Source organism: Gallibacterium trehalosifermentans, from assembly GCF_042433055.1.
Taxonomy (GTDB): Bacteria; Pseudomonadota; Gammaproteobacteria; order Enterobacterales; family Pasteurellaceae; genus Gallibacterium; species Gallibacterium trehalosifermentans.
The window spans coordinates 195713-218563 of the sequence record NZ_JBHLWB010000003.1 but is presented as its reverse complement, the minus strand read 5'-3'; the positions used below and the strand labels follow the sequence as shown (position 1 = coordinate 218563).

The 22851-nt window shown below is 36.5% G+C and carries 19 protein-coding genes; 10 read left to right on the top strand and 9 right to left on the bottom strand.

Annotated features, from left to right (window positions below; genetic code table 11):
* The first annotated feature begins 282 nt into the window (after nt 1–282).
* The 9 genes from ACFFHK_RS04355 to ACFFHK_RS04315 all read left to right on the top strand — a co-directional run bounded on the left by ACFFHK_RS04355 (nt 283) and on the right by ACFFHK_RS04315 (nt 11010).
* A complete protein-coding gene (locus ACFFHK_RS04355) occupies nt 283–2151 on the top strand; it encodes a PTS mannitol transporter subunit IICBA (RefSeq protein WP_382369904.1) in 1869 nt (622 codons plus the stop codon).
* A gap of 56 nt (nt 2152–2207) precedes the next feature.
* Nucleotides 2208–3362: a mannitol-1-phosphate 5-dehydrogenase gene (locus ACFFHK_RS04350; RefSeq protein WP_382369902.1), complete on the top strand. Its 1155-nt coding sequence runs from the start codon at nt 2208–2210 to the stop codon at nt 3360–3362.
* 26 nt (nt 3363–3388) lie between these two features.
* Nucleotides 3389–3892, top strand: coding sequence for an MltR family transcriptional regulator (locus tag ACFFHK_RS04345; RefSeq protein ID WP_382369900.1), 504 nt, complete (start codon nt 3389–3391; stop codon nt 3890–3892).
* A gap of 41 nt (nt 3893–3933) precedes the next feature.
* Nucleotides 3934–4791 (top strand): arabinose operon transcriptional regulator AraC, encoded by an 858-nt coding sequence (gene araC, locus ACFFHK_RS04340; protein WP_382369898.1) that lies wholly within the window; start codon nt 3934–3936, stop codon nt 4789–4791.
* A gap of 169 nt (nt 4792–4960) precedes the next feature.
* The gene (locus ACFFHK_RS04335; protein ID WP_382369896.1) at nt 4961–5944 is read left to right on the top strand and encodes an autoinducer 2 ABC transporter substrate-binding protein; all 984 of its coding nucleotides are present in this window, start codon (nt 4961–4963) and stop codon (nt 5942–5944) included.
* 63 nt (nt 5945–6007) lie between these two features.
* The gene (locus ACFFHK_RS04330) at nt 6008–7495 is read left to right on the top strand and encodes a sugar ABC transporter ATP-binding protein (protein ID WP_382369894.1); all 1488 of its coding nucleotides are present in this window, start codon (nt 6008–6010) and stop codon (nt 7493–7495) included.
* Nucleotides 7482–8441, top strand: coding sequence for an ABC transporter permease (locus tag ACFFHK_RS04325; protein WP_382369892.1), 960 nt, complete (start codon nt 7482–7484; stop codon nt 8439–8441). Before ACFFHK_RS04330 ends, ACFFHK_RS04325 begins: the two co-directional genes overlap by 14 nt.
* A gap of 1 nt (nt 8442) precedes the next feature.
* Entirely contained in the window at nt 8443–9393 is a 951-nt protein-coding gene (locus ACFFHK_RS04320; protein WP_382369890.1) for an ABC transporter permease, read from the top strand.
* Between the two features lie 15 nt (nt 9394–9408).
* Nucleotides 9409–11010 carry a xylulokinase gene (locus tag ACFFHK_RS04315; RefSeq protein WP_382369888.1) on the top strand — a complete coding sequence of 534 codons (1602 nt, stop codon included), beginning with the start codon at nt 9409–9411 and terminating at the stop codon, nt 11008–11010.
* 112 nt (nt 11011–11122) lie between these two features.
* Here the strand turns inward: ACFFHK_RS04315 and ilvY are convergent, their stop codons facing one another.
* Nucleotides 11123–12004 (bottom strand): HTH-type transcriptional activator IlvY, encoded by an 882-nt coding sequence (gene ilvY / locus ACFFHK_RS04310; protein WP_382369885.1) that lies wholly within the window; start codon nt 12002–12004, stop codon nt 11123–11125.
* A 155-nt stretch (nt 12005–12159) separates the two neighbouring features.
* Between ilvY and ilvC the strand changes: the two genes are divergently transcribed.
* Nucleotides 12160–13638, top strand: a complete 1479-nt coding sequence (ilvC, locus tag ACFFHK_RS04305) for a ketol-acid reductoisomerase (protein ID WP_382369882.1) — start codon at nt 12160–12162, stop codon at nt 13636–13638.
* Nucleotides 13639–13706: 68 nt separating this feature from the next.
* Here the strand turns inward: ilvC and ACFFHK_RS04300 are convergent, their stop codons facing one another.
* From ACFFHK_RS04300 to ACFFHK_RS04265, 8 genes are all read right to left on the bottom strand, one after another.
* The gene (locus ACFFHK_RS04300; RefSeq protein WP_382369879.1) at nt 13707–14654 is read right to left on the bottom strand and encodes a LacI family DNA-binding transcriptional regulator; all 948 of its coding nucleotides are present in this window, start codon (nt 14652–14654) and stop codon (nt 13707–13709) included.
* An 82-nt stretch (nt 14655–14736) separates the two neighbouring features.
* Complete coding sequence (treC, locus tag ACFFHK_RS04295; RefSeq protein ID WP_382369955.1) at nt 14737–16371, bottom strand: alpha,alpha-phosphotrehalase; 1635 nt, start codon at nt 16369–16371, stop codon at nt 14737–14739.
* 58 nt (nt 16372–16429) lie between these two features.
* Nucleotides 16430–17848: a PTS trehalose transporter subunit IIBC gene (gene treB / locus ACFFHK_RS04290; RefSeq protein ID WP_382369876.1), complete on the bottom strand. Its 1419-nt coding sequence runs from the start codon at nt 17846–17848 to the stop codon at nt 16430–16432.
* A 222-nt stretch (nt 17849–18070) separates the two neighbouring features.
* The gene (gene araD / locus ACFFHK_RS04285) at nt 18071–18766 is read right to left on the bottom strand and encodes an L-ribulose-5-phosphate 4-epimerase (RefSeq protein WP_382369873.1); all 696 of its coding nucleotides are present in this window, start codon (nt 18764–18766) and stop codon (nt 18071–18073) included.
* A complete protein-coding gene (locus tag ACFFHK_RS04280) occupies nt 18760–19620 on the bottom strand; it encodes an L-ribulose-5-phosphate 3-epimerase (RefSeq protein WP_382369870.1) in 861 nt (286 codons plus the stop codon). The genes araD and ACFFHK_RS04280 overlap by 7 nt, the downstream gene beginning before the upstream one ends.
* 30 nt (nt 19621–19650) lie before the next feature.
* Nucleotides 19651–20295, bottom strand: coding sequence for a 3-keto-L-gulonate-6-phosphate decarboxylase UlaD (locus ACFFHK_RS04275; RefSeq protein WP_382369867.1), 645 nt, complete (start codon nt 20293–20295; stop codon nt 19651–19653).
* A 28-nt stretch (nt 20296–20323) separates the two neighbouring features.
* On the bottom strand, nt 20324–21805 hold the full coding sequence (locus ACFFHK_RS04270; RefSeq protein ID WP_382369864.1) for an FGGY-family carbohydrate kinase: 1482 nt from the start codon (nt 21803–21805) through the stop codon (nt 20324–20326).
* Nucleotides 21806–21863: 58 nt separating this feature from the next.
* Entirely contained in the window at nt 21864–22841 is a 978-nt protein-coding gene (locus tag ACFFHK_RS04265) for a TRAP transporter substrate-binding protein (protein WP_382369861.1), read from the bottom strand.
* Nucleotides 22842–22851 lie beyond the last annotated feature (10 nt).

Here is a 22851-nt window from a genome sequence, read left to right as displayed (position 1 = left end):
CCCTCCCATTTCAAGCTGCTTTTTTATCCTAACTTATTTTTATTAACATAACTTTTACTGTTCTCACTTTATGCCACGTACAGAATCACACCAAAAAATGTGATTTAAATCACAAAAATAAAATGGAAATATATTTTTTGTGATATATATCACACTTATCAAAATCCAATATAAAAATTTTATTTGAACTACATCACACTTTTGCGATCAAAAATTTCTCGTTTTTTAAACTATGTGTTAATTTTTGCACGAAATTTCTTCTCCATTATTGAGGATAAAATTATGATTTCCACACAAACAAAATTACGCATACAAAATTTTGGTCGTTTTCTCTCCAATATGGTGATGCCTAACATTGGGGCATTCATCGCTTGGGGATTTATTACCGCACTCTTCATTCCAACTGGTTGGTTACCTAATGAAACATTAGGCAAACTTGTTGGTCCTATGATTACTTACTTATTACCCCTATTAATTGGTTATACAGGTGGGCGTTTAGTCGGCAGTGATCGAGGTGCTGTTGTTGGAGCTATCACGACTATGGGCGTCATTGTTGGTTCTGATATTCCAATGTTCTTAGGTGCAATGATCGCTGGTCCACTTGGTGGGTTCGCTATCAAAAAATTTGACAAATGGGTAGATGGTAAAATTAAAAGCGGTTTCGAGATGTTAGTAAATAACTTCTCGGCTGGTATCATCGGTATGATCTGTGCATTAATCGCTTTCTTAGCTATCGGTCCAGCAGTAAAAGCCCTTTCTACTGCACTAGCTGCAGGCGTAGATGTACTGGTTCAAGCTAACTTATTACCATTAACCTCTCTTTTTGTTGAACCAGCAAAAATCTTATTCCTAAATAATGCCATTAACCACGGCATCTTCTCACCATTGGGAATTCAACAATCTCAAGAATTTGGTCAATCCATCTTCTTCTTAATTGAAGCAAACCCAGGTCCAGGTTTAGGTGTATTATTAGCCTATATGCTTTTTGGCAAAGGCTCAGCAAAACAAACTGCAAGTGGGGCAGCAATTATCCACTTCTTAGGTGGTATTCATGAAATTTATTTCCCATATGTATTAATGAACCCACGTTTAATTCTTGCTGTTATTGCTGGTGGTGTATCTGGTGTTTTAACACTCACTTTAACGCAATCAGGGCTTGTTGCGCCTGCTTCTCCAGGTTCAATCTTTGCTGTGCTATTAATGACCCCAAAAGCCTCTATGTTTGGTGTTATTCTTGCTGTATTAATTGCTTGCGCGGTGTCATTCGTCATCGCTTCATTCTTCTTGAAATTACAAAAAACCGAAGGTTCACTAGAAGAAGCTACTGCACAAGTAAAAAGCTTAAAATCGGGTTCAGCTGTGAATGTCAACAACGTTGAAATTAATTATTCAGGCTTGCAAAAAATCTTTGTATCTTGTGATGCGGGTATGGGTTCAAGTGCAATGGGTGCAAGTATGCTACGCAAAAAAGTCAATGATGCAGGTTTACCAGTTGAAGTCGCAAATTGCGCAATTAATGATTTACCAGAAAATGCACGTTTAGTCATTACTCACCAAGACTTAACTTTGCGTGCAAAACAACAAGTTCCAAATGCAATTCACCTTTCATTAACTAATTTCTTAGATAATAAATTCTACGACAATTTAGTCAATGAACTGAAAGCAGAACTTAATACTCAAAAAGCGGAAGTCATGTCTAACGAAAACCAAAATACAGGCACTTTTTCCTTAGCAACAAACCAAGTCTTTTTAGGCTTAACTGCCGCCAATAAAGAAGAAGCTATTCGTTTTGCAGGTGAGCAATTAGTGAAAGGTGGTTTTGTTCAACCAAGTTACGTTGAAGCAATGTTAGAACGTGAAAAATTGGTATCAACCTATCTTGGCGAGGGCGTAGCAGTACCGCACGGAACGATTGAAGCAAAAGAGGCTGTATTAAAAACAGGTATTGTATTCTGTCAGTATCCTGATGGTGTTCGTTTCACTGATGAAGATGATGGCATAGCTAAATTAGTGATCGGTATTGCAGCGCGTAATAATGAGCATATCCAAGTTGTATCTGCAATTACCAACGCACTGGATAGTGAAGCAGCAATCAATACACTGACCACTACAGGTGATGTCGAAAAAGTGCTCACATTACTGAAAGGTTAATAGTTGTAGGGAACGTGGTGTTATCACTACGTTCTTTTTTATTTAGGAGATTTATAATGAAAGCATTACATTTTGGCGCTGGCAATATTGGACGTGGTTTTATTGGTAAATTACTTGCTGATGCAGGTATCCACGTTACATTTGCCGATATTAACGAAACCGTGATTAATTTATTGAAAAAACAACAATCTTATTCAGTAAAAATCGTTGGTGATGGTGCAAATCATATTGAAATTGTTAACAATGTTGATGGTTTAAATTCTGTTAATCAAGATGAATTACTAGCGAAAATTCAACAAGTCGATCTTATTACTACTGCTATCGGTGCAGGTGTACTTAAAATCATTGCAAAACCCTTAGCACAAGGTTTACTTGCTCGTATTCAACAAGGGAATACCCAACCATTAAATATTATTGCCTGCGAAAATATGGTTCGTGGCACAACAAATCTAAAAGAACATATTTTTAGCCATCTTTCCGAACAAGAACAACAACTTATAAGCCAATATGTTGGTTTTGTGGACTCTGCGGTGGATAGAATTGTTCCGCCAGTAGAAGCCAACGCAGAAGATCCGTTACAAGTTACCGTAGAAGAGTTTAGTGAGTGGATTGTTGATGAAACTCAATTTAAAGGCGATATTCCAAACATTCCTGGTATGGAACAGACAGATAACTTAATGGCATTTATTGAACGTAAATTATTTACGCTAAACACAGGGCACGCAGTTACTGCTTATCTCGGCAAACTTGCTGGCTACCAATTCGTCAAGCAGTCGATTGATGATGAAAATATCAAACAACAAGTCAAAGCGGTTATGCAAGAAAGTGGTTCCGTTTTAATCAAACGCTATCATTTCGCCCCAGCCGCCCATGCAGCCTATATTGAAAAAATCTTAAAACGTTTTGCCAATCCCTACTTACAAGATGATGTTGATCGTGTTGGGCGTGAACCTTTACGCAAACTCAGCTATAATGACCGCCTCATCAAACCATTGCGTGGCACATTGGAATATCAATTACCACATACAATGATTTGTAAAGCTGTTGCTGCAGCACTTTGTTATACCAATGCAAATGATCCACAAGCCGTTGAATTACAACAAACACTAGCGACTGAAGGTGTAATGGCAACCTTAGCCAAATATACTGGACTTGAAGATCAAGCAATATTGACAGAAATTGCACAAGCGTATGCAGTATTAAACAACTAACTTTTTTCATGTGGTAAAAGGGTCTAATGATCGAAGAAAAATTGAATGAGGTTACAACTGCACGCGGTTTAATTATCGCAGCAGTAACTATCTTTGATGAAGCCATTGATCATTTAATCAATCGCGTATTCCGTAAAACAGATTTTGTTGTCGAGTCTGTTATTGAATCTTTATTTGAACATTCAGGCCCTTTATTTGATTTCAAAATCCGCCTAAAAGTCTTATTAGGGTTAGGCGTGATTTCAAAAGAAATTTTTGAAGATATTAATGCTTTTATTAAATTAAAAGATACCATTAATAATCAAGAACAAGAGGCATCTTTTAGCGATCCGATGTTCTTCAATTTTATCCAGCAGCTCCATTGCATTAAAGAATCGTTATTTATTAAAGATCCTCTACCAACACAAAATTCTTCTGACTCTCTACTCGATCAAGTAAAAATTATCCGCTGGGAAAAAATGATCCGTTCTTATTTAATCCTTTCAATTTTACATATTAATGAAGCATTGCAGATTGAGAGTCCTTTGTGAAATAATAACCTTTCATTAACTTATCCATCTATTACATTAATATGTTAATAAACCGTCTTAAAGAATCATCAACAAATCTCCTTTTAGGAAACAAATTAATCGGTGAAATAACACGAATAGAAAAAGGTAATAGGTTTGATTTTGAAATATCTAAACCAGATGGACTTCAAGGTTATATATTACAACTCACTACATTTGGAAAAGGATATATTTTTGATGGAGAAAGATATTTTTCCACCTCTCGAGGAGAGCTACTGCTATTTTCTCCAAAATCATTCTATAAATGTTCTCGCCACCCTAAAAATCAATACTGGCATTATAAATGGATATATTTTTTACCAAATCCTCAATGGGATAAATGGCTGATATGGTCTAATACAAAAAATGGTATTGGAAAAATTACTATTAATGATGAATACTTATTCCAAGAAATTAGTCAACTCTTTACTAAAATAGAGATTGAATATAAATCACATAACAATTTTAGGGAAGAAATGAGTTATAGCTTATTAAACCACCTATTACTCAAATGCATGACGCTAGAAAATATACAGCCCACTCAAGTTATTGATGAAAGAATCATTACTATTTGCCAACTCATTAAAAATGACCTATCCCTCAATACCAGTATTGATAATTTAGCTAAACAGGTATTTCTATCTCCCTCAAGAATATCAAGATTATTTAAACATTCTCTAGGCATTAGTATTACTCAATGGAGAGAACAAGAGCGCATTACTGAAGCAAAAAAATTTCTCTATTTTTCTGATATCAGCATTAATACTTTAGCCAAGAATTTAGGCTATGATGATCCATTATATTTTTCTAAAGTATTCAAAAAGAATACTGGTTTCTCCCCTTCTCAATATAGAGAAATCGAGAGAAATCGAGAAAAATAAGAAATATGTGAGATAGATCTCACTTCTCCTACAGGTGCAGAATATTCCATATAAACACCTAAAAATTACATATCTTTCACTTATTATTCTCTAATATGATTGAGTCGTTCTTAGAAAAGAAAATTCTATTTTTAGGAACACTGGTAACTAAACATATGAGGAATTTCCGATGAAAAAAAACACATTCAGTAAACTCAGTAAATTACTATTCACCAGTATTGTAGCTTTTAGCTGTTCTAATGTTGTCTTAGCTGGTGATATTGTCAATATCTCAAAAATTGATGGTATGCCTTGGTTTAACCGTATGGCTGAAGGTGTCGTTCAAGCAGGTAAAGACAATAATATCAAGGCATATCAAGTTGGACCATCTAATACTGATGCGCCTCAACAAGTAAAATTAATAGAAGATTTAATTGCCAAAAAAGTCAGCGCAATTTCTATCGTTCCTAATGATGCCAATGCCTTAGAGCCTGTGCTACAAAAAGCTAAACAGAATGGTATCGTAGTATTAACTAACGAATCTGTAGGACAACCAAGTGCAGATTGGGATATTGAAATTATAGATAATGCACAATTTGCCGCTGATTATGTTGAAGAAGTTGCTAAAGCAATAGGTAATAAAGGAGGATATGTTATTTATGTCGGTGGCTTAACTGTACCACAACACAATCTATGGGCTGACCTATTTATTAAATATCAAAAGCAACATTATCCAGAAATGTATGAAGTTACGAATCGAATGCCTGTTGCAGAAAATATTGATGATGCCCGCCGAACAACTATTGATTTAGTAAAAGCACATCCAGATTTAAAAGCAGTTATTTCGTTTGGTTCTCAGGGCCCTATTGGTGCAGGCTTAGCAGTTAAAGAAAAAAGATTAAAAAATAAACTTAATGTATTTGGTATGATGATTCCTTCACAAGCAGCCTCTTTAATAAAATCTGGAAATATTACTATGGGAATTACATATGATCCAGCAGACTCAGGGTATGCACTAACAACTGTTGCTTCTAAAGTTTTACAAGGAGAACCCATTCAAGATGGACTTGAAGTTAAAGGTGTTGGTAAAGCCAAAGTAGATATAGAAAGAAAACTAATCCAATTCCATAATGTACTTAAAGTAACAAAAGACAATATCAATACCTTATATTAATTTTATCCCCCCCTAAATAATGGCTCATTATTAGAGCCATTTCTTAAATAAGAGGTAAGTAATATGGCATTTATTACTATGAAAAAAATAAGCAAAACATTCTATGGTGTTAAAGCATTAAATAATATTGGATTATCATTAAATTATGGTGAAGCGCTTTGTCTAGCTGGGCAGAATGGGTGTGGAAAATCAACTCTAATAAAAATTTTATCGGGAGTATATACTCCCGATTTAGGAGCTGAAATTCAAATAGGTGCACATAGTTATACTAAACTTACCCCTGAAGAATCTATAAAAAAGGGAATTCAAGTTATTTACCAAGATTTAGCTTTATTTCCTAATTTAACTGTCGCTGAAAATATCACAATTAATAATTATAGAAAATTAGGCTGGGTAAACCAGCATGCACAAAGAGAACAAGCAAAACAAGTTATTGATAGCATCAATGCAGATTTAGATCTTGATGCGACTCTTGAAACATTACCCATCGCGCAACAACAATTAGTTGCAATCTGTAGAGCTTTAGCTCAAAACGCTAAACTGCTTATTATGGACGAACCCACAGCCTCGCTAACTGCTAAGGAAGTAAATGATTTATTAGAACTTGTTCTTAAATTAAAAAGTAAAGGAATAAGTATTATATTTGTTAGTCATAAACTTGCTGAAGTAATGCAAGTATCTGACAGTGTACTTGTATTAAAAGATGGCAATATGATAGGTAAATACCCTATTTCTGAAATAACTGAAAGACAATTAGGATTTCTAATGACTGGATTAGAAATTATTCAGAAAAAATTGCCAGACATAGATTTCACTAAAAAGAAAACAATATTAGAAGTTAAAAACCTAACATTATCTCCACAATATAGAAATATCAACTTTTCACTAAGAGAGGGTGAGATAATTTCAATTACTGGATTATTAGGGTCAGGCAGAACTGAATTATGTTTAAGCCTATTTGGCATTACTCGTCCCTCATCTGGGCAGATTCTTTTAAATGGTAAAGAAATTCAATTTAGAACCAATAGAGATGCTATTCAATCTGGTATAGCTTATGTCTCAGAAGATAGAATGAATATTGGTTTAATTATGTCAGAAAGTATACACAATAATATTATATCTACTATTTTCAAAAAAATATCTAATAAGATTGGCATGATAAATAATAAAACATCATATACAAAAAGTAATAACTTAATACAACAGCTAAATATAAAACTTGCTAATTCTAATGTTCCGGTTAATACATTATCTGGAGGTAATGCTCAGCGTGTATCTATTGCAAAATGGTTAGCCATATCACCTAAAATCATTATTTTAGACTCACCAACCATAGGGGTCGATATCGCGAATAAAGAGGGAATATTTCAAATCATTAAGTCTATGGCAGAACAAGGTATTTCTATTATATTCATTACAGATGAAGTAGAAGAAGCTTATTATAATAGCCATAAAATCCTAATTATGAAAAGAGGAGAAATTACTAATGAAATAATCCCATCACATTCTACAGAGAAAAAAATTTCGGAGATTATTTATGAAAACACTTAGTAATAAAATTTTACTACTTACTATTATTATATTAGCTATAGTACTAACCTTAACAACAAATGATTTTGCAACAATAGAAAATATTTATGATGTAATTAACAATTACTCTATGCTAATGATTTTAGCTTGTGGTTTATTTGTTGTTTTACTTTCTGGTGGAATAGATATTTCTTTTCCAGCTATTACCATCATCGCACAATATGTAATGATCTCATTCATATCCGATCACAATATAGGATTATTAGGCGTATTTTCAATTTCTATTATTATAGGAATATTACTTGGTTTTATTAATGCCATAATTGTCAACAAACTTAATGTACCATCAATTATCATTACCATATCGACACTTAATATTTTCTATGGTGCTTTACTTTATATTACTAAAGGGGTATGGCTTTACGATTACCCATCTTGGTTTCAACAAGAATTTATCTTATTTAAAACAGTTAATACAGATGGTTTTGAATATGGTTTATCATTCCAGGCTATGGTTGCACTAATTGCTATTTTATTAACTTGGATAATAACAAGAAAATCTAGCATCGGACGGAAAATATATGCGTTAGGTGGAAATAAAGATGCTGCATCTAGAATAGGTTTTAATATTTTAAAACTGCATCTATTCACATATGGTTATATGGGGCTAATGTCTGGTTTAGCTGGTGTTGTACAATCTTATACCGTTCAATCTGTTGCACCAGATTCACTACTTGGATATGAATTAACTGTTCTGGCCGCTGTTGTGCTTGGTGGAGCAAGTTTATCTGGAGGGAAAGGTACATTATCAGGCACTATTATGGGCGTTACTTTATTAGCAATAATCCAAAATGGGTTGAATCTTTTAAATATATCATCTTATTGGCAAACAGTTGTAACAGGAATAATTATTATTCTAAGTGTTAGTGCCACAGCCTTAGGTCAACGCAAACAACAAGGAGTATAGAATGAAAAATAAATTAGATAACTCAATTAAATATTTATTTATTCTATTTGTTATTTCAATAATTATTTTCAGCATTCTTATACCAGATATATTTTGGTCTATTTCTAACTTTCAATCCATGGCGTCTCAAATTCCTATTTTAGGAATATTAACGCTAGCTATGGCCATTACAATGTTATCTGGAGGAATTAATTTATCTATTATTGCAGGAATGAATACTTGCAGTCTTATCATTGCCTATTATGCGACCCAATATAATAGCTTATCTTATCTTTTCATTGGTATTTTATTCAGCTTTATCTGTGCTATTGCTATAGGGTTATTTAATGGAGTCCTTATCTCCACTATAAAAGTATCTCCTATATTAGCTACCTTAGGAACAATGACTTTGCTTAATGGATTAAACGTTTTAGTTACTAACGGCTCAACTATTGCAAACTTTCCTTCATCGATCCTACTTCTTAATTCAGAAAGTATTATCTTAGTACCTTTACCTATTATTATATTCATAATTTTAGCCATAATAATATGGCTTATTTTAGAAAAAACCACATTAGGAAAATATATTTACTTTATTGGAAACAATGAGAAAGCAACATTTTATTCAGGCATCAATACAAAAAAAGCAATAAATTATATCTATATATTATCTGCTGTATTATGTGTTTTTGCCGCAATTTTAATGATGGCCAAGCTAAATTCTGCGAAAGCTTCTTATGGTGATTCTTATTTATTAACGTCCATTCTAGCAACTGTTTTAGGTGGGGTTAATCCAGATGGTGGTAGAGGAAAATTGATAGGAATTATACTTGCTTTAGTTCTATTACAAATTATTGAAAGCGGTCTAAATATGTTAGGCATTAGCAGCTATATTACTAAGATACTATGGGGAGTTTTACTTATTTTCTTCATTTTTCTACAAAAAAATAAATTTTTTAGCAAGCATAATTGATAGAGGTTTACAAATATGAGAAAAGCAAGAAGTATTATTGAGAATGGGGAAGCTGTTCTAGGTATTGAATTCGGTTCAACGCGTATAAAAGCAGTTCTTATTGATAACATAGGTACTATTTTAGCAACAGGTATTTTTGATTGGGAAAACCATTTAAAACAAGGTATATGGATATATCATCAAGACGAAATTTGGTCTGGTTTACAGTCTGCTTATCTCAATTTAAGTGATAATGTAAAAGAAAAATATCAAATAAATATTGAAAACTTATCTGCTATTGGGATTAGCGCCATGATGCACGGTTATTTACCATTTAACAATAAAGGTAAACAGTTAGTTGATTTTAGAACTTGGAGAAATAATATAACTCAAGAGGCTTCGAAAAAATTAACTACACTTTTTCAATATAATATTCCACAACGATGGAGTATAGCTCATTTATATCAAGCAATATTAAATAATGAGGTTCATCTTAACGAAATTGATTATATTACAACGTTATCTGGTTATATTCATTGGAAACTAACAAATCAAAAAGTATTAGGTATTGGCGATGCATCAGGAATGTTTCCTATCGATATAAAAAAACAATCATATGATGAAAATATGTTAAATCTCTTTGAGGAATATATCTCAAATAAAAAATACCCTTGGAAAATTAAAGAAATTTTACCTAAAGTTCTGGTTGCAGGTGATATTGCTGGAAGATTAACAGAAGAAGGAGCAAAATTACTCGACCCTTCTGGTAAATTACATTCTAATATTCCATTCTGTCCTCCTGAAGGTGATGCTGGCACAGGAATGGTTGCAACAAATAGTATCAAAGAAAAAACAGGTAATATTTCTGCAGGTACCTCAGCTTTTACAATGATTGTATTAAAAGATCAGCTTTCTAAAGTATATGAAGAGTTAGATATGGTTACTACACCTACAGGCAAATTAGTTGCAATGGCTCATTCAAACAACTGTACATCAGACATTAATGCATGGATATCTTTATTTGGAGAATGTTTACAGCAATTTGGTGTCAACATTTATTCTGAGGAGTTATATGAGGCATTATTTCTGCAAGCATTAAAAGGAGATAATAATTGTGGAAATTTACTTTCTTATGGATTTTATTCTGGTGAGCATAATTTAGGATTAACATCAGGCTGCCCTATATTTATTCACCCAACAAATTCTCATTTCAACCTATCCAATTTTATGAGAAGTCATATTTATTCTGCTTTTGCTGCAATGAAATTAGGAATAGATATTTTACAAAAACAGGAGAATGTCAATATTGATCGAATATTTGGTCATGGCGGTATTTTTAAAACTGCAGGCGTAGCACAAAAAATTCTTGCTTCAGCGCTAAATACCCCTATTGCAACAATGAATACAGCTGGTGAAGGGGGAGCATGGGGAATAGCATTATTAGCAAATTATATCAATGAAAATAGAGTATCTCTAGAATATTATTTAGACAATAAAATTTTTACTAATACAGATATTTCGGTTATGCAACCAGATAAAGCTCTTATTCAAGGATATGAAGATTATATGAATAGATATAGAAAAAACTTACCAATTATAAAAAAGGCAGTTGAATTAAACCAATTAAATTATAATTAATATCATTCTCTAATTTATACGATAATAAAATTAAATAAACATAACAAAAACTCTTATTAATATAAGAAACAAAAATATAGATTAAAAGATTATCCTACATAGTATTAGAGTACTATTTCCTACAACTATGCCAAAACGCATTCACTACTGGGTTATGTAGGTTCTTTTGATTTACACAAATGCCTAACGCAAGGGAATCAATATTGGGTTGGATATTTAAATAGGTAATTTGTGTGTTCATAGGATTATGCGCAATCACAACATCTGGCAATAATGCCAGCCCAAACCCCATTGCTACCATTGGTACAATGCCTTCATGTCCAGCTACCGTAGCATAGATTTTTGGGTGCTTAATGCCTTTTTGTGTAAACCATTGCCCAATTTTTTGGCGAGCTGGTCCCTCCACTGGGACGATAAAGGGAATCTCTTGCCAATTAATCGGTTGTTGCTGTAATAACTGGTTGGCAACACACGCCACTTTTGGGGCAATTAATGAGAATGGCAAGCTATCAATCTGATGAAAAATGACATTTTCTGGTAATTGTTCAGGTTCCCCCGCAATCGCAAGATCCACTTGCCGACTTTGTACTTGTTGTACGGCTAATGCAGGATCGCCTGTTTTTAGTTGAATCTCGACTTTTGGATATTTCTGTCTAAATGTGGCTAAAATCTCTGGTAAATGGCTATAACTCGCCGTTACCGAACAAAATAACCGAATCTCTCCAGCTAAATCCATGGTATTAGGTTGTAATTGTTGCTGTAACAACCGCCATTCCTGTAATGTTTTCTCAGCAAACAAATAAAACTGTTCGCCTGCTGGGGTTAATTCAACTGAACGATTATCTCGCCAAAATAATATCGTTTCCATTTCTTCTTCTAGTCGTTGAATCTGGCGAGAAAGCGTGGAGGGACTGAGATGGTTTAGCGTCGCTGTTCTCGCAAAGTTTTTACTTTCACAAAGGTGTAAAAATAATTTTAGTTGTTGGAAATCCATGATTACCTGCCAAAAAGAGAATTTGTTAAAAATATTGCACATTATGCAAGCATGGATTTCAATAATATCAATTTACGCAATAAAAAAAAGTCTTATACTCACCTTATCACAATTTAGTAAACACAATTTATTGATAACCACTCATAGGAGTATTTATGGCTAACTATTTCAATACCTTAAACTTACGTCAAAAATTAGATCAATTAGGTCGTTGCCGTTTTATGGATCGCAGCGAATTTGCAGATGAAGCAAACTTTCTAAAAGGCAAAAAAGTGGTGATCGTAGGTTGTGGGGCACAAGGTTTAAACCAAGGATTAAATATGCGTGATTCTGGATTAGATGTCAGTTACGCATTGCGTAAAGAAGCGATTGCAGAAAAACGTGCCTCTTTCCAACGTGCTTCAGAAAATGGTTTTGTCGTAGGTAGCTATGAAGATCTCATTCCACAAGCAGATTTAGTGATTAACCTTACCCCAGATAAACAACACAGCAGCGTTGTACAAGCAGTCATGCCATTAATGAAACAAGGTGCTGCATTAGGTTATTCACATGGTTTAAACATTGTCGAAGTCGGCGAGCAAATTCGTCCAGATATTACCGTGGTTATGGTTGCGCCAAAATGCCCAGGTACAGAAGTGCGTGAAGAATATAAACGTGGCTTCGGTGTACCAACCTTAATCGCTGTTCACCCTGAAAACGATCCAAAAGGTGAGGGTATGGCAATCGCTAAAGCTTGGGCTGCGGCAACTGGTGGACATCGTGCTGGTGTACTAGAATCTTCATTTGTGGCTGAAGTGAAATCTGATTTAATGGGTGAACAAACTATCCTATGTGGAATGTTACAAGCAGGCTCATTAATTTGTTATGACAAACTGGTTGCTGATGGGAAAGATCCTGCGTATGCCGCACAATTAGTACAATACGGTTGGGAAACTATCACTGAAGCGTTGAAATTAGGGGGTATCACTCTCATGATGGATCGCCTCTCTAATAATGCAAAATTACGTGCGTTTGAACTTTCTGAACAGATCAAAGGCATGTTAACCACGCTATTCCAAAAACATATGGACGACATTATTAGTGGTGAATTCTCTGCCACCATGATGGCTGACTGGGCAAATGGCGATAAAAACTTACTGACTTGGCGTGAAGAAACAGGCAAAACTGCCTTTGAAAATGCGCCTAAATATGAAGGCAAAATCAAAGAACAAGAATACTTTGATAATGGCGTGTTAATGATTGCGATGGTGAAAGCAGGGGTTGAACTTGCATTTGATACTATGGTTTCCAGCGGTATTATTGAAGAATCTGCTTATTATGAATCACTTCATGAATTACCGTTAATCGCCAATACTATCGCGCGTAAACGTTTATATGAAATGAATGTGGTAATTTCAGATACCGCTGAGTACGGAAACTATCTCTTTGCTAATGTGGCAACGCCAATTATGCGTGAAAAACTTGTACCGCAATTACAAAAAGGTGATTTAGGCGAAGCAGCTCCTACTGTGGAAATTGATAACATTACCTTACGTGATGTGAATGAAGCCATTCGTAACCACCCGATTGAAAAAGTGGGGCAAAAACTTCGTGGCTATATGAAAGATATGAAACGTATTGTGGTAGTGAATTAATCATTATGCCAACCCAATCGTTCAAAAAATTGCCCTATTATGTAGGGCAATTTTATATCGGATAACCGCTATCCCTTATTTAATCGAAAAGGTGCACAACGCTGTTCTATCATCGTTGACGGCTGCTTTAATTGAGTTAATAACATCTCCGCCGCCCATTTTCCTGCTTGGTGATAACCAAAATCAAGATAAATCAAATTAGGTACCACAAACTGCAATAAGGCATTTCCCCCAACACAAGCAATAGGGATATTTAATTGCTTTTCTTGTAGATATTTAAATACGCCTAATGCTAAACGACTACTAGCGCACACAATAACATCAACGGATTGCGTAAATAATTTTTGTGCATCTTGATAGCTGCTTTCCATCTCCAGCTGCGTTTTAATTAAATTTGGTACGATTTGATATTGCTGACAAAATGCCAGATAACTTTGATTACGTAAATAACCTGTTGTTTCATCATGATCATCTATCCCTAAATAAGCAATATTTTTTAAACCCTGACGATAGAAATGTAACAATAGTGTTTGTATCGCATTTTTATCGTCATAAAAAACAGAAGAAATATTGGGATATTGACGAGCAACTGTAACTAAAGATTTTTTCCATTGTTTAACAATATTCTCAGAAAGCTTCGAAAAGGCAAATAATATCACCCCATCAACATTTCGTTTTTCAAATAATTGGAAATGTTGTTGTACTGAGGCAACTTGAAACTGACTCTCTACAATTAGTGGCGTAATATGTTGCTGATAGAGCTCATGTAATATTGCCCTTAACGTTTGTGATTCAGCCGTTGAATCTAAACGTGTAACGATGATACCTATAACAGGCATCGTTGCGCCACGCATAGCTCTGGCGCTTTGGTTTGGCTGAAAATTTAATTGTTTAACAATGTGTTGCACTAATTGGCGGGTTGATTCACTCACTTTAGGATCATCGTTTAAAACACGAGAAACCGTTGACTTACTGACCTTTGCTAATTGAGCAATATCTTTTATTGTATACTTCATAAAATTAACAAACCTTTTTCTATCATCACCGCTTAGAGGGTGGTGATAATAGATAATCGGCATCTTTCACATAAATCAATCTTTAACGTTGGTAAAGATACACCGCTTGATAAGGCTTTAATTCTATCTCATCTTTCAGCTCAAATATATCCTGATAATTATTCATTAGGCATTGCCAAGATGAATTTGACCATGCAGAAAGATTCATTGTTTGAGTTTGTGCGGTTAAATTTGCTAAGACAAGTAATTTTTCATTCTTATCTTGACGGATATAACACCAAATTTCGTGCTTTTCAGGGCAAAGATCTAAATAATCACCATTGATAAAAATCCCATACTGTTTGCGTAATTGAATCAGTTGTTGATAACAATAAAAAACGGAATTTTTATCTGCCAGTGCTTGTTCCACGTTGATCTGGGTAAAATTCTCCGCAACTGCAATCCACGGTGTGCCAGTGGTAAAGCCTGCGTTCGGGCTACTATCCCACTGTACAGGAGTTCTGCCGTTATCGCGTGATTTTTGTGCTAAAATCTTGATGATCAACGCTTCTTCTACCCCTTTTTCTTTCAATTCTGCATAAGCATTTAGGCTTTCGACATCACGGTAGGCGTGAATATCGCTGAAGTTCGGGTTGGTCATTCCAATCTCTTCACCTTGATAAATATACGGCGTGCCTTGCATTCCGTGCAGGAGCATTGCCAGCATTTTGGCAGAGATCGTTCTGAGCGCCTGTTCATCGCCAAAGCGGGAAACAATGCGTGGCTGGTCGTGGTTACACCAAAACAGCGCATTCCACGCACGGTTGTGCATTCCCTGCTGCCAGTAATTGAAGATCGATTTTAACTCCACAAAATCAGGCTTGGCGTACGTCCATTTCTCCCCATTAGGGTAATCGACTTTCAAATGGTGGAAATTAAAAGTCATTGAAAGTTCTGTACCCTTAAGATTGGCGTACTGCTGGCAATGCTCCAGCTTGGTGGAAGACATTTCACCGACCGTCATTAGCTGAAATGGGGTAAGCGCTTGTTGGTTTAGTTCTTGTAAATATTGATGAATTTTCGGGCCATCGGTATAAAAACGTCTGCCGTCGCCCTCAAAATCATCTTCAAAGGTGGCAGGTTTAGAAATCAGATTCACCACATCTAAACGCAAGCCGTCCACGCCTTTTTCTGCCCAAAAACGGCAAATATCGTACAGCTGGGCACGCAATGCAGGATTTTCCCAATTTAAGTCCGCTTGTTCAGGGGCGAATAGGTGCAGGTAGTATTTTTGCGCTTTATCCGACCATTTCCACGCACTGCCACCAAATTTTGATTTCCAATTGGTTGGGCTTTCACGCCAAATGTAGTAGTCGTGGTACTCGCTTTGTGGATCTTCACCCTGCTTGAACCACTCGTGGAAAGTTGAGCTGTGGTTAAATACCATATCCATAATGATGCGGATATTGCGCTTGTGCGCTTCGTCGATCAGTTGCTCAAAATCCGCCATTGTGCCATAGCTGGGGTCAATGTCGCGGTAGTTGGCAATATCATAACCATTGTCAATTTGTGGCGAAACATACATCGGTGTGATCCAAATACCATCAACCCCCAATGTTTGCAAGTAGTCTAGGCGTTTGATGATCCCTTGAATATCGCCCGTGCCAGAGCCTGTTGTGTCCTGAAAACTTTTCGGGTAGATTTGGTAAATCACCCCATTTTTCCACCAATTATTCATCATTTTGCTTCCTTGAAAGAGTAAAGCCCTCCAACAATAGAGGGCAAAATAAAAAGTATTAATCTAAAGTACCATTAATGGTTTTGCGTTTATACACAATCACGGTTAAGAGAATTGGCACAACAATTGCCACCACCATTGCCACCGCAAACGTTCCCCAGAATTGGTGCTGAATGGAAAGAATACCCGGTAAGCCACCTACGCCGATACTGCTTGCCAACACGCCAGCCAGCCCACACACGAGCGCCGCACAGGCAGAACCAATCATCGCACACAGCATTGGGAAGCGGTATTTTAAGTTGATCCCATACATTGCAGGCTCGGTAACGCCCAAGTAGGCAGAAAGTGCGGCTGGCACTGCCACTTCACGCACGCTGGCTTTTTTGCTCATAATGATGATTGCTACCACCGCAGAGGCTTGCGCAATGTTTGATAATGCAATCAACGGCCATACTGGTGTACCACCCATATTTTGGATCATCTGCATATCAATGGCGAGTGAAGTTTGGTGAACCCCAGTTACCACCAACGGCGCATATAAGAAACCAAATAATGCCGCACCAACTGGGGCAAAATCGCCTGTCATCGCATTGCGTACCACAAATGCCACGCCGTTACCAATTTCACGTCCGATAGGCCCGATAATGGTGTGCGCTAAGAATACTGCTAAAATAATTGATACCACTGGCACGATGATCAAATTTAAGAAATCTGGCACAATTTTGTTCATCAAACGTTCAATGTAAGAGAGCGCCAACCCTGCCATAATTGCAGGAATGACCTGCGCTTGGTAGCCTACTTTCTCAATTTGTAACCAACCGAAATCCCAGCTTTCAGGAATTTGTGCGCCTAAACCGTACGAGTTCATCAACTGTGGCGAAACCAGCGTAACCCCAAGTACGATCCCAAGAATTGGCGAAGTACCCATTTTACGGGCAATCGACCAACAAATCCCCACTGGTAAGAAGTGGAAAATCGCCTCGCCAATCAGCCATAAGAACGAATGCACACTGTTCCAGAATGGACTAACTTGGGTGAGCGTTTTGCCGTCGATCATCGCAATATCGCCAATCACATTGCGGAAACCTAAAATCAAACCACCGCTGATAAGCGCAGGCAACAACGGAATAAAAATATCCGCCATATGCGAGATAAGGCTCTCATACCATTTTTGATTTTGGCGCGCTGCCGCTTTGACTTGCTCTTTATCCACACTGGCAAGCCCTGTTTTTTCTAATAATAATTTGTAATAATCCCCGACTTCCTGTCCGATAACGACTTGATATTGCCCACCTGTCGCAAAATTGGCTTTCACCATTGGCAACTGCTCAATGGCTTTAGCATCAACTTTGCTCTCATCGTTTAACACAAAACGCAAACGGGTAATACAGTGGGTAACAGTGGCGATATTCTCACGCCCACCGATGTACTCCACCAGTTTATCCACAGCTTGTGGATCAATTTTTTGTTTAGCCATAATATTCCCCTCAATTATGTTTTTGACTTATCGTAATATATGATAATGGGAACGTTCCCAATGGCAAATAAAAAAGCGAAGAGAATCTATAAAATGTGATACAAATCACATTTTATAACGCAAAAAAGAAAGGTATCAAATGAAGATAAAAATATGATGAATGGAAAATAAAGTGTAAAAAAGAAAAAGTAGAATGGATATTCTCCACTCTACTTCGCATCATTATTGACCATAATAAGCATTTTTACCATGCTTGCGCAAATAGTGCTTATCAAGTAGGACTTGTTGCATAGAATCAATTTGTGGATTAAGTTGATAAGAGAAAAGATTCATGCACGCAATTTCTTCTAGTACAACTGCATTATGTACGGCATTGTGAGGATCGGTTCCCCAAGCAAAAGGTCCATGTGAATTCACTAACACGGCAGGAACATCTTTTGCTTCAATACCTCGAGTACGAAACGTTTCAACAATCACTTTTCCTGTTTCTAATTCATATTCACCTTGAATTTCTGCATCTGTCATTTTGCGTGTACAAGGAATCGTACCGTAAAAATAATCAGCGTGTGTGGTACCTAAAGCTTTTAAGTCTAATCCAGCCTGCGCCCATGAAGTCGCATGACGAGAATGCGTATGAACAATTCCACCGAGGGTAGGAAATTGACGATAGAGTTCCAAATGCGTTGGTGTATCTGAGGACGGTTTTTTATTGCCTTCCACGACTTTTCCAGTTGCTAAATCAACCACCACCATATCATCGGCTGTCATAACATCATAATCAACACCCGATGGTTTGATCACAACTAACCCTGACTCTCGATCAATACCACTAACGTTCCCCCAAGTAAAAGTAACTAAACCATATTTTGGTAAATCTAAATTTGCTTCAAATACTTGTTGTTTTAATTGTTCTAACATATAAAACCTCCCTCTTGCATTTTATTCTCTATCCAACGTCTTGCTTTAATAATTTCGGCAATCGGTTCTTCCGCCTTTTCCGTCCACATTTCAATCAAAAATGCTCCACGATAATTTAGTGCCTGTAATGTTTCAAATACCTTAACAAAATCTACACAACCTTCGCCAAAAGGTACATCACGGAATTGTCCTTTGCAGGTTTCAGTTACAGCATAAGTATCTTTTAAATGAATCGCGGCAATTTTATCAATTCCTAAGGCTAGCTCTTGAGGAACATCATTCCCCCAAGCCGTTAAATTACCAACATCAGGGTAAACGGTAAACCATGGTGAGGCAAAACGTTTATCCCAAGCTTTCCACTTAGTAATTGAGTTCATAAATTCTGTATCCATGATCTCAACTGCTAACATCACTTGATTTGCTGCTGCTTTTTCAACTGCCCACGCTAAGCCTTCAGCAAAGCGTTCAATCGTCCCCTCATCTTGTTCTTCATAATAGACATCATAGCCCGCTAATTGAATAGTACGAATACCAAGATCAACCGCTAATTGAATTGCCTTTTCCATAATCTCATAAGCTTGTTGGCGAATTTTCTCGTCATGACTACCAAATGGAAAACGGCGATGCCCTGATAAACACATTGATGGAACAGTGATCCCTGTTTCAATCGTAGCTTTCACAAAATCAATACGCTCTTGTTTACTCCAATCTAAACGACTTAATCGTTCATCTGTTTCATCAATGGAGATCTCGACAAAATCAAATCCACACGCTTTGGCAATCGCCAAACGTTCCCGCCAACTTAGCTGTTTTGGTAAGGCTTTTTCATAAATACCTAGTTTATGCTTTCTCATAACGTATCCTTTAGTCATAATGATTACTTACTACCAATTATTTTTTATTGATTGTTGAAAGCTAATCGCCATCTCTTGTCCACTTTCCCCTGTAAGCCCTCTACCTGCAATAAAGGCTTTTACACTAAATGGGGTAAATAATGATAACGATTCAGGTGTAATACCACCAGTAATCGATAATTGCAAACCTAATGCTGATAATTTTTTAATTTTCTCAAAATCGGCTTCTGTCCAGCCAATGCCTGCTAACTCCGCATCTCTAGGGCGATGGTAAATCGCTTGTTTAATCCCTAAATCTACCCATTGTTTTGCATCTTCATATGTCCAATGTCCATATAACTCAATCTGGATTTCTCCTCCACATTGATCAGCAATTTTTTTACTTGCTTCAATCGTGGCAATATGTGCAGCAGCAGAAACTGTAATCCAATTTGCCCCAGCCTCAAATGCCATCTTCGCTAATACACTCCCTGCATCTGTTGCTTTCATATCACACACAATAATATGGTTTGGATAACGTTCACTTAATGTTTTAACAGCATTCATACCTTGAGCAAAGGCAAGGATTGTTCCCACTTCAATAATATCAATCTGATCTTTAACGCGTTCTATACTCTGGATAGCCGTATCCATATCTTGGCAATCAAGTGCTAGTTGTAATAATGGTTTTGTCATAACTATTCTCTCTTACTAATATAAAATTTTACTGCTCTAACATTTTGATCGCATTAACAAACTGAGTATAACGTTGATATTTCTCACGGTATTTTTGATGTGCAGACCAATCTGGTGAAATAGATAAAACATCATGTTGTAATTGCTGTTGTGCTGTAGTGAAATCGTCATAGATACCCTTTCCAACCATCGCTGTTAATGCAGCCCCTAAGCACCCCGTTTCTGAAACTAATGGCACCTCTATCGGCAGCCCTGTTAAATCTGCTAACATTTGTCTCCAAACTTCTGAGCGCGCAGGTCCGCCTGTTACACGTAATACATCTGTTTTAGGAAAACGTTGTAATACACGTTCTAAATGTGTCATTAAGCTAAAAATCACCCCCTCATACACCGCTTGCAAGAGATGAGCTTGTGTGTGGATCGCTTGTAAACCATAAAAGCCAGCTCTTACGCCAAGTCCTGCATTTGAACCATATAAAAATGGCACAAATAACACACTACTTTCTGCCTTAGGTAAAGAAGCTACCATTTCATTAATTTTGTCATAACTGAGATCAGCCCATTGTTGGGTAAACCACTCTAAATTCCCTGCTGAGGTTGGACTTGCTTCATGCACTAAAAACTGCCCTTTTTCTGCATAACGTCCATAAACAAAAGGGAGTTGCTGATCAATATAATCAGTAATGCCACTGACCACTGTCCAAGTTCCCAACACAACATTTAATGCTGTTTTTTCACCTTGTTTCTCACAAGAAATCCCTGAACATAATGCCGTTGAAACAACATCAAATAATCCTCCCATCACAGGCGTACCAACACAAAGTCCTGTCGCTTTTGCGGCGGACTCCGTGATATAACCTGCTATCTCAGATGACTGAATAATAGGTGGAAAGGCTGGCAGCACCTCTTCAATCTGGAGTAATTTTGCTAATGCGGCATCATACTGCCCCGTTTGCATATTATATAAATTAGATTCGGAAATATTAGTAACTTCACAGGCAATTTGATCAGTTAAACAGAAACGCAAATAATCATGCGACATCATTACTGCACCAATATTATGATAACGCTCTGCTTGATGTTCTTTTATCCAACGTAGAATAGAAACAGGGTGTCCTGTCCATAATGTTTGGCGAGTAGTTGGGTAGAGTTGTTGTGGAATCTGTTCTGCCTGCCATTGTTTGACAATTTGTAAGGCTCTTTGATCGGAAGATAGGATACCATTACCTAATGGTTTACGCTGTTTATCTAACAGGAACAGACCTTTTCCCTGTGCAGAAATACCAACGCCTTGAATAAATTCTGGTGCAATCTGACTTTTCTTTATCACACCACTAATCACATCAATACAACTCTGCCATAATTCATTTAAATCTCTTTCTGCCCACCCAGGCTGACTACTAATAACCGCCAGCCCTTGTCTAAACGTGCCGTACTCCTGACCTTTATCATCATAAATGCCCGCTTTGATAAAGGTACCACCACAATCTATTCCAAGCCAAAACGCCATTACTCACTACTCCTATATGGGGGAATTATTCCCCCATAATTTTTTCTCTTGATTTACATTATTCTGCTAACGCATCAACAGCCTTAATTAAGGCATCACCATTTTTCTCAATAAAGAATTGGCGAACTGGTTGTTCAACAGTTTCTTTAAATGGCTTCATATCCACTGTTTCAACCACTTCTACGCCCGCTTTTTTCATCTTATCTAAGATTTCCGCTTCTTTCTTCGCATTGAGTTCACGTTGATATTGACCTGCTTCTTTCGCTGAATCAAGAATCGCATTCTGTAATTCTGGTGATAAACCATCAAATTTAGCTTTATTCATCACAACAATAAGTGGTGTATAACCGTGGTTTGTTAACGATAAATGTTTTTGCACTTCATACAATTTTGCTGACCATACGATACCAACTGGGTGTTCTTGTGCATCTACCGCACGGGTTTCTAATGCCGTATATAACTCAGACAATGGCATCGGTACTGGGTTTGCCCCTAATAATTGGAATGCCTTCACGTACATTGGATTTTGGTTAGTACGAATTTTTAATCCTTTCACATCTTCTGGTTTATGAATTGGCTGTTTTGAGTTTGTCATTGAACGGAAACCCACTTCCCAGAAAGCAAGTCCTTTCAGTCCTTTTTCTTCTAACTCTTTTAATAATCCCTGCCCTATTTCTCCATCTAAAACACGATATGCGTGTTCTTTATTTTGAAAAATAAATGGAATATCAATCACATTCAAATTAGACACTAAGCCACTAAAATTAGGCGAACCAGACATTTCAATGTCAATCGTTCCACCACGCACACCACTGATCATCGCTTGTGCATTACCTAGTGTGCTATCAGGAAAAAGTGAAAGTTTTACCTCTCCTTTGGTTTTTTCTTTTAATAGATCATTAAATTTTTTCGCTGCTAAATGTTGAGTATCACTTCTTGGCGCTTCATAACCAAAGCGTAATGTAGTGGCTGCTTGAGCGCTGACTGCTGCAGCAACTAAAGTTAAACTAGCAAAAAATGCGGTTAATTTTTTCATATGATTCTCC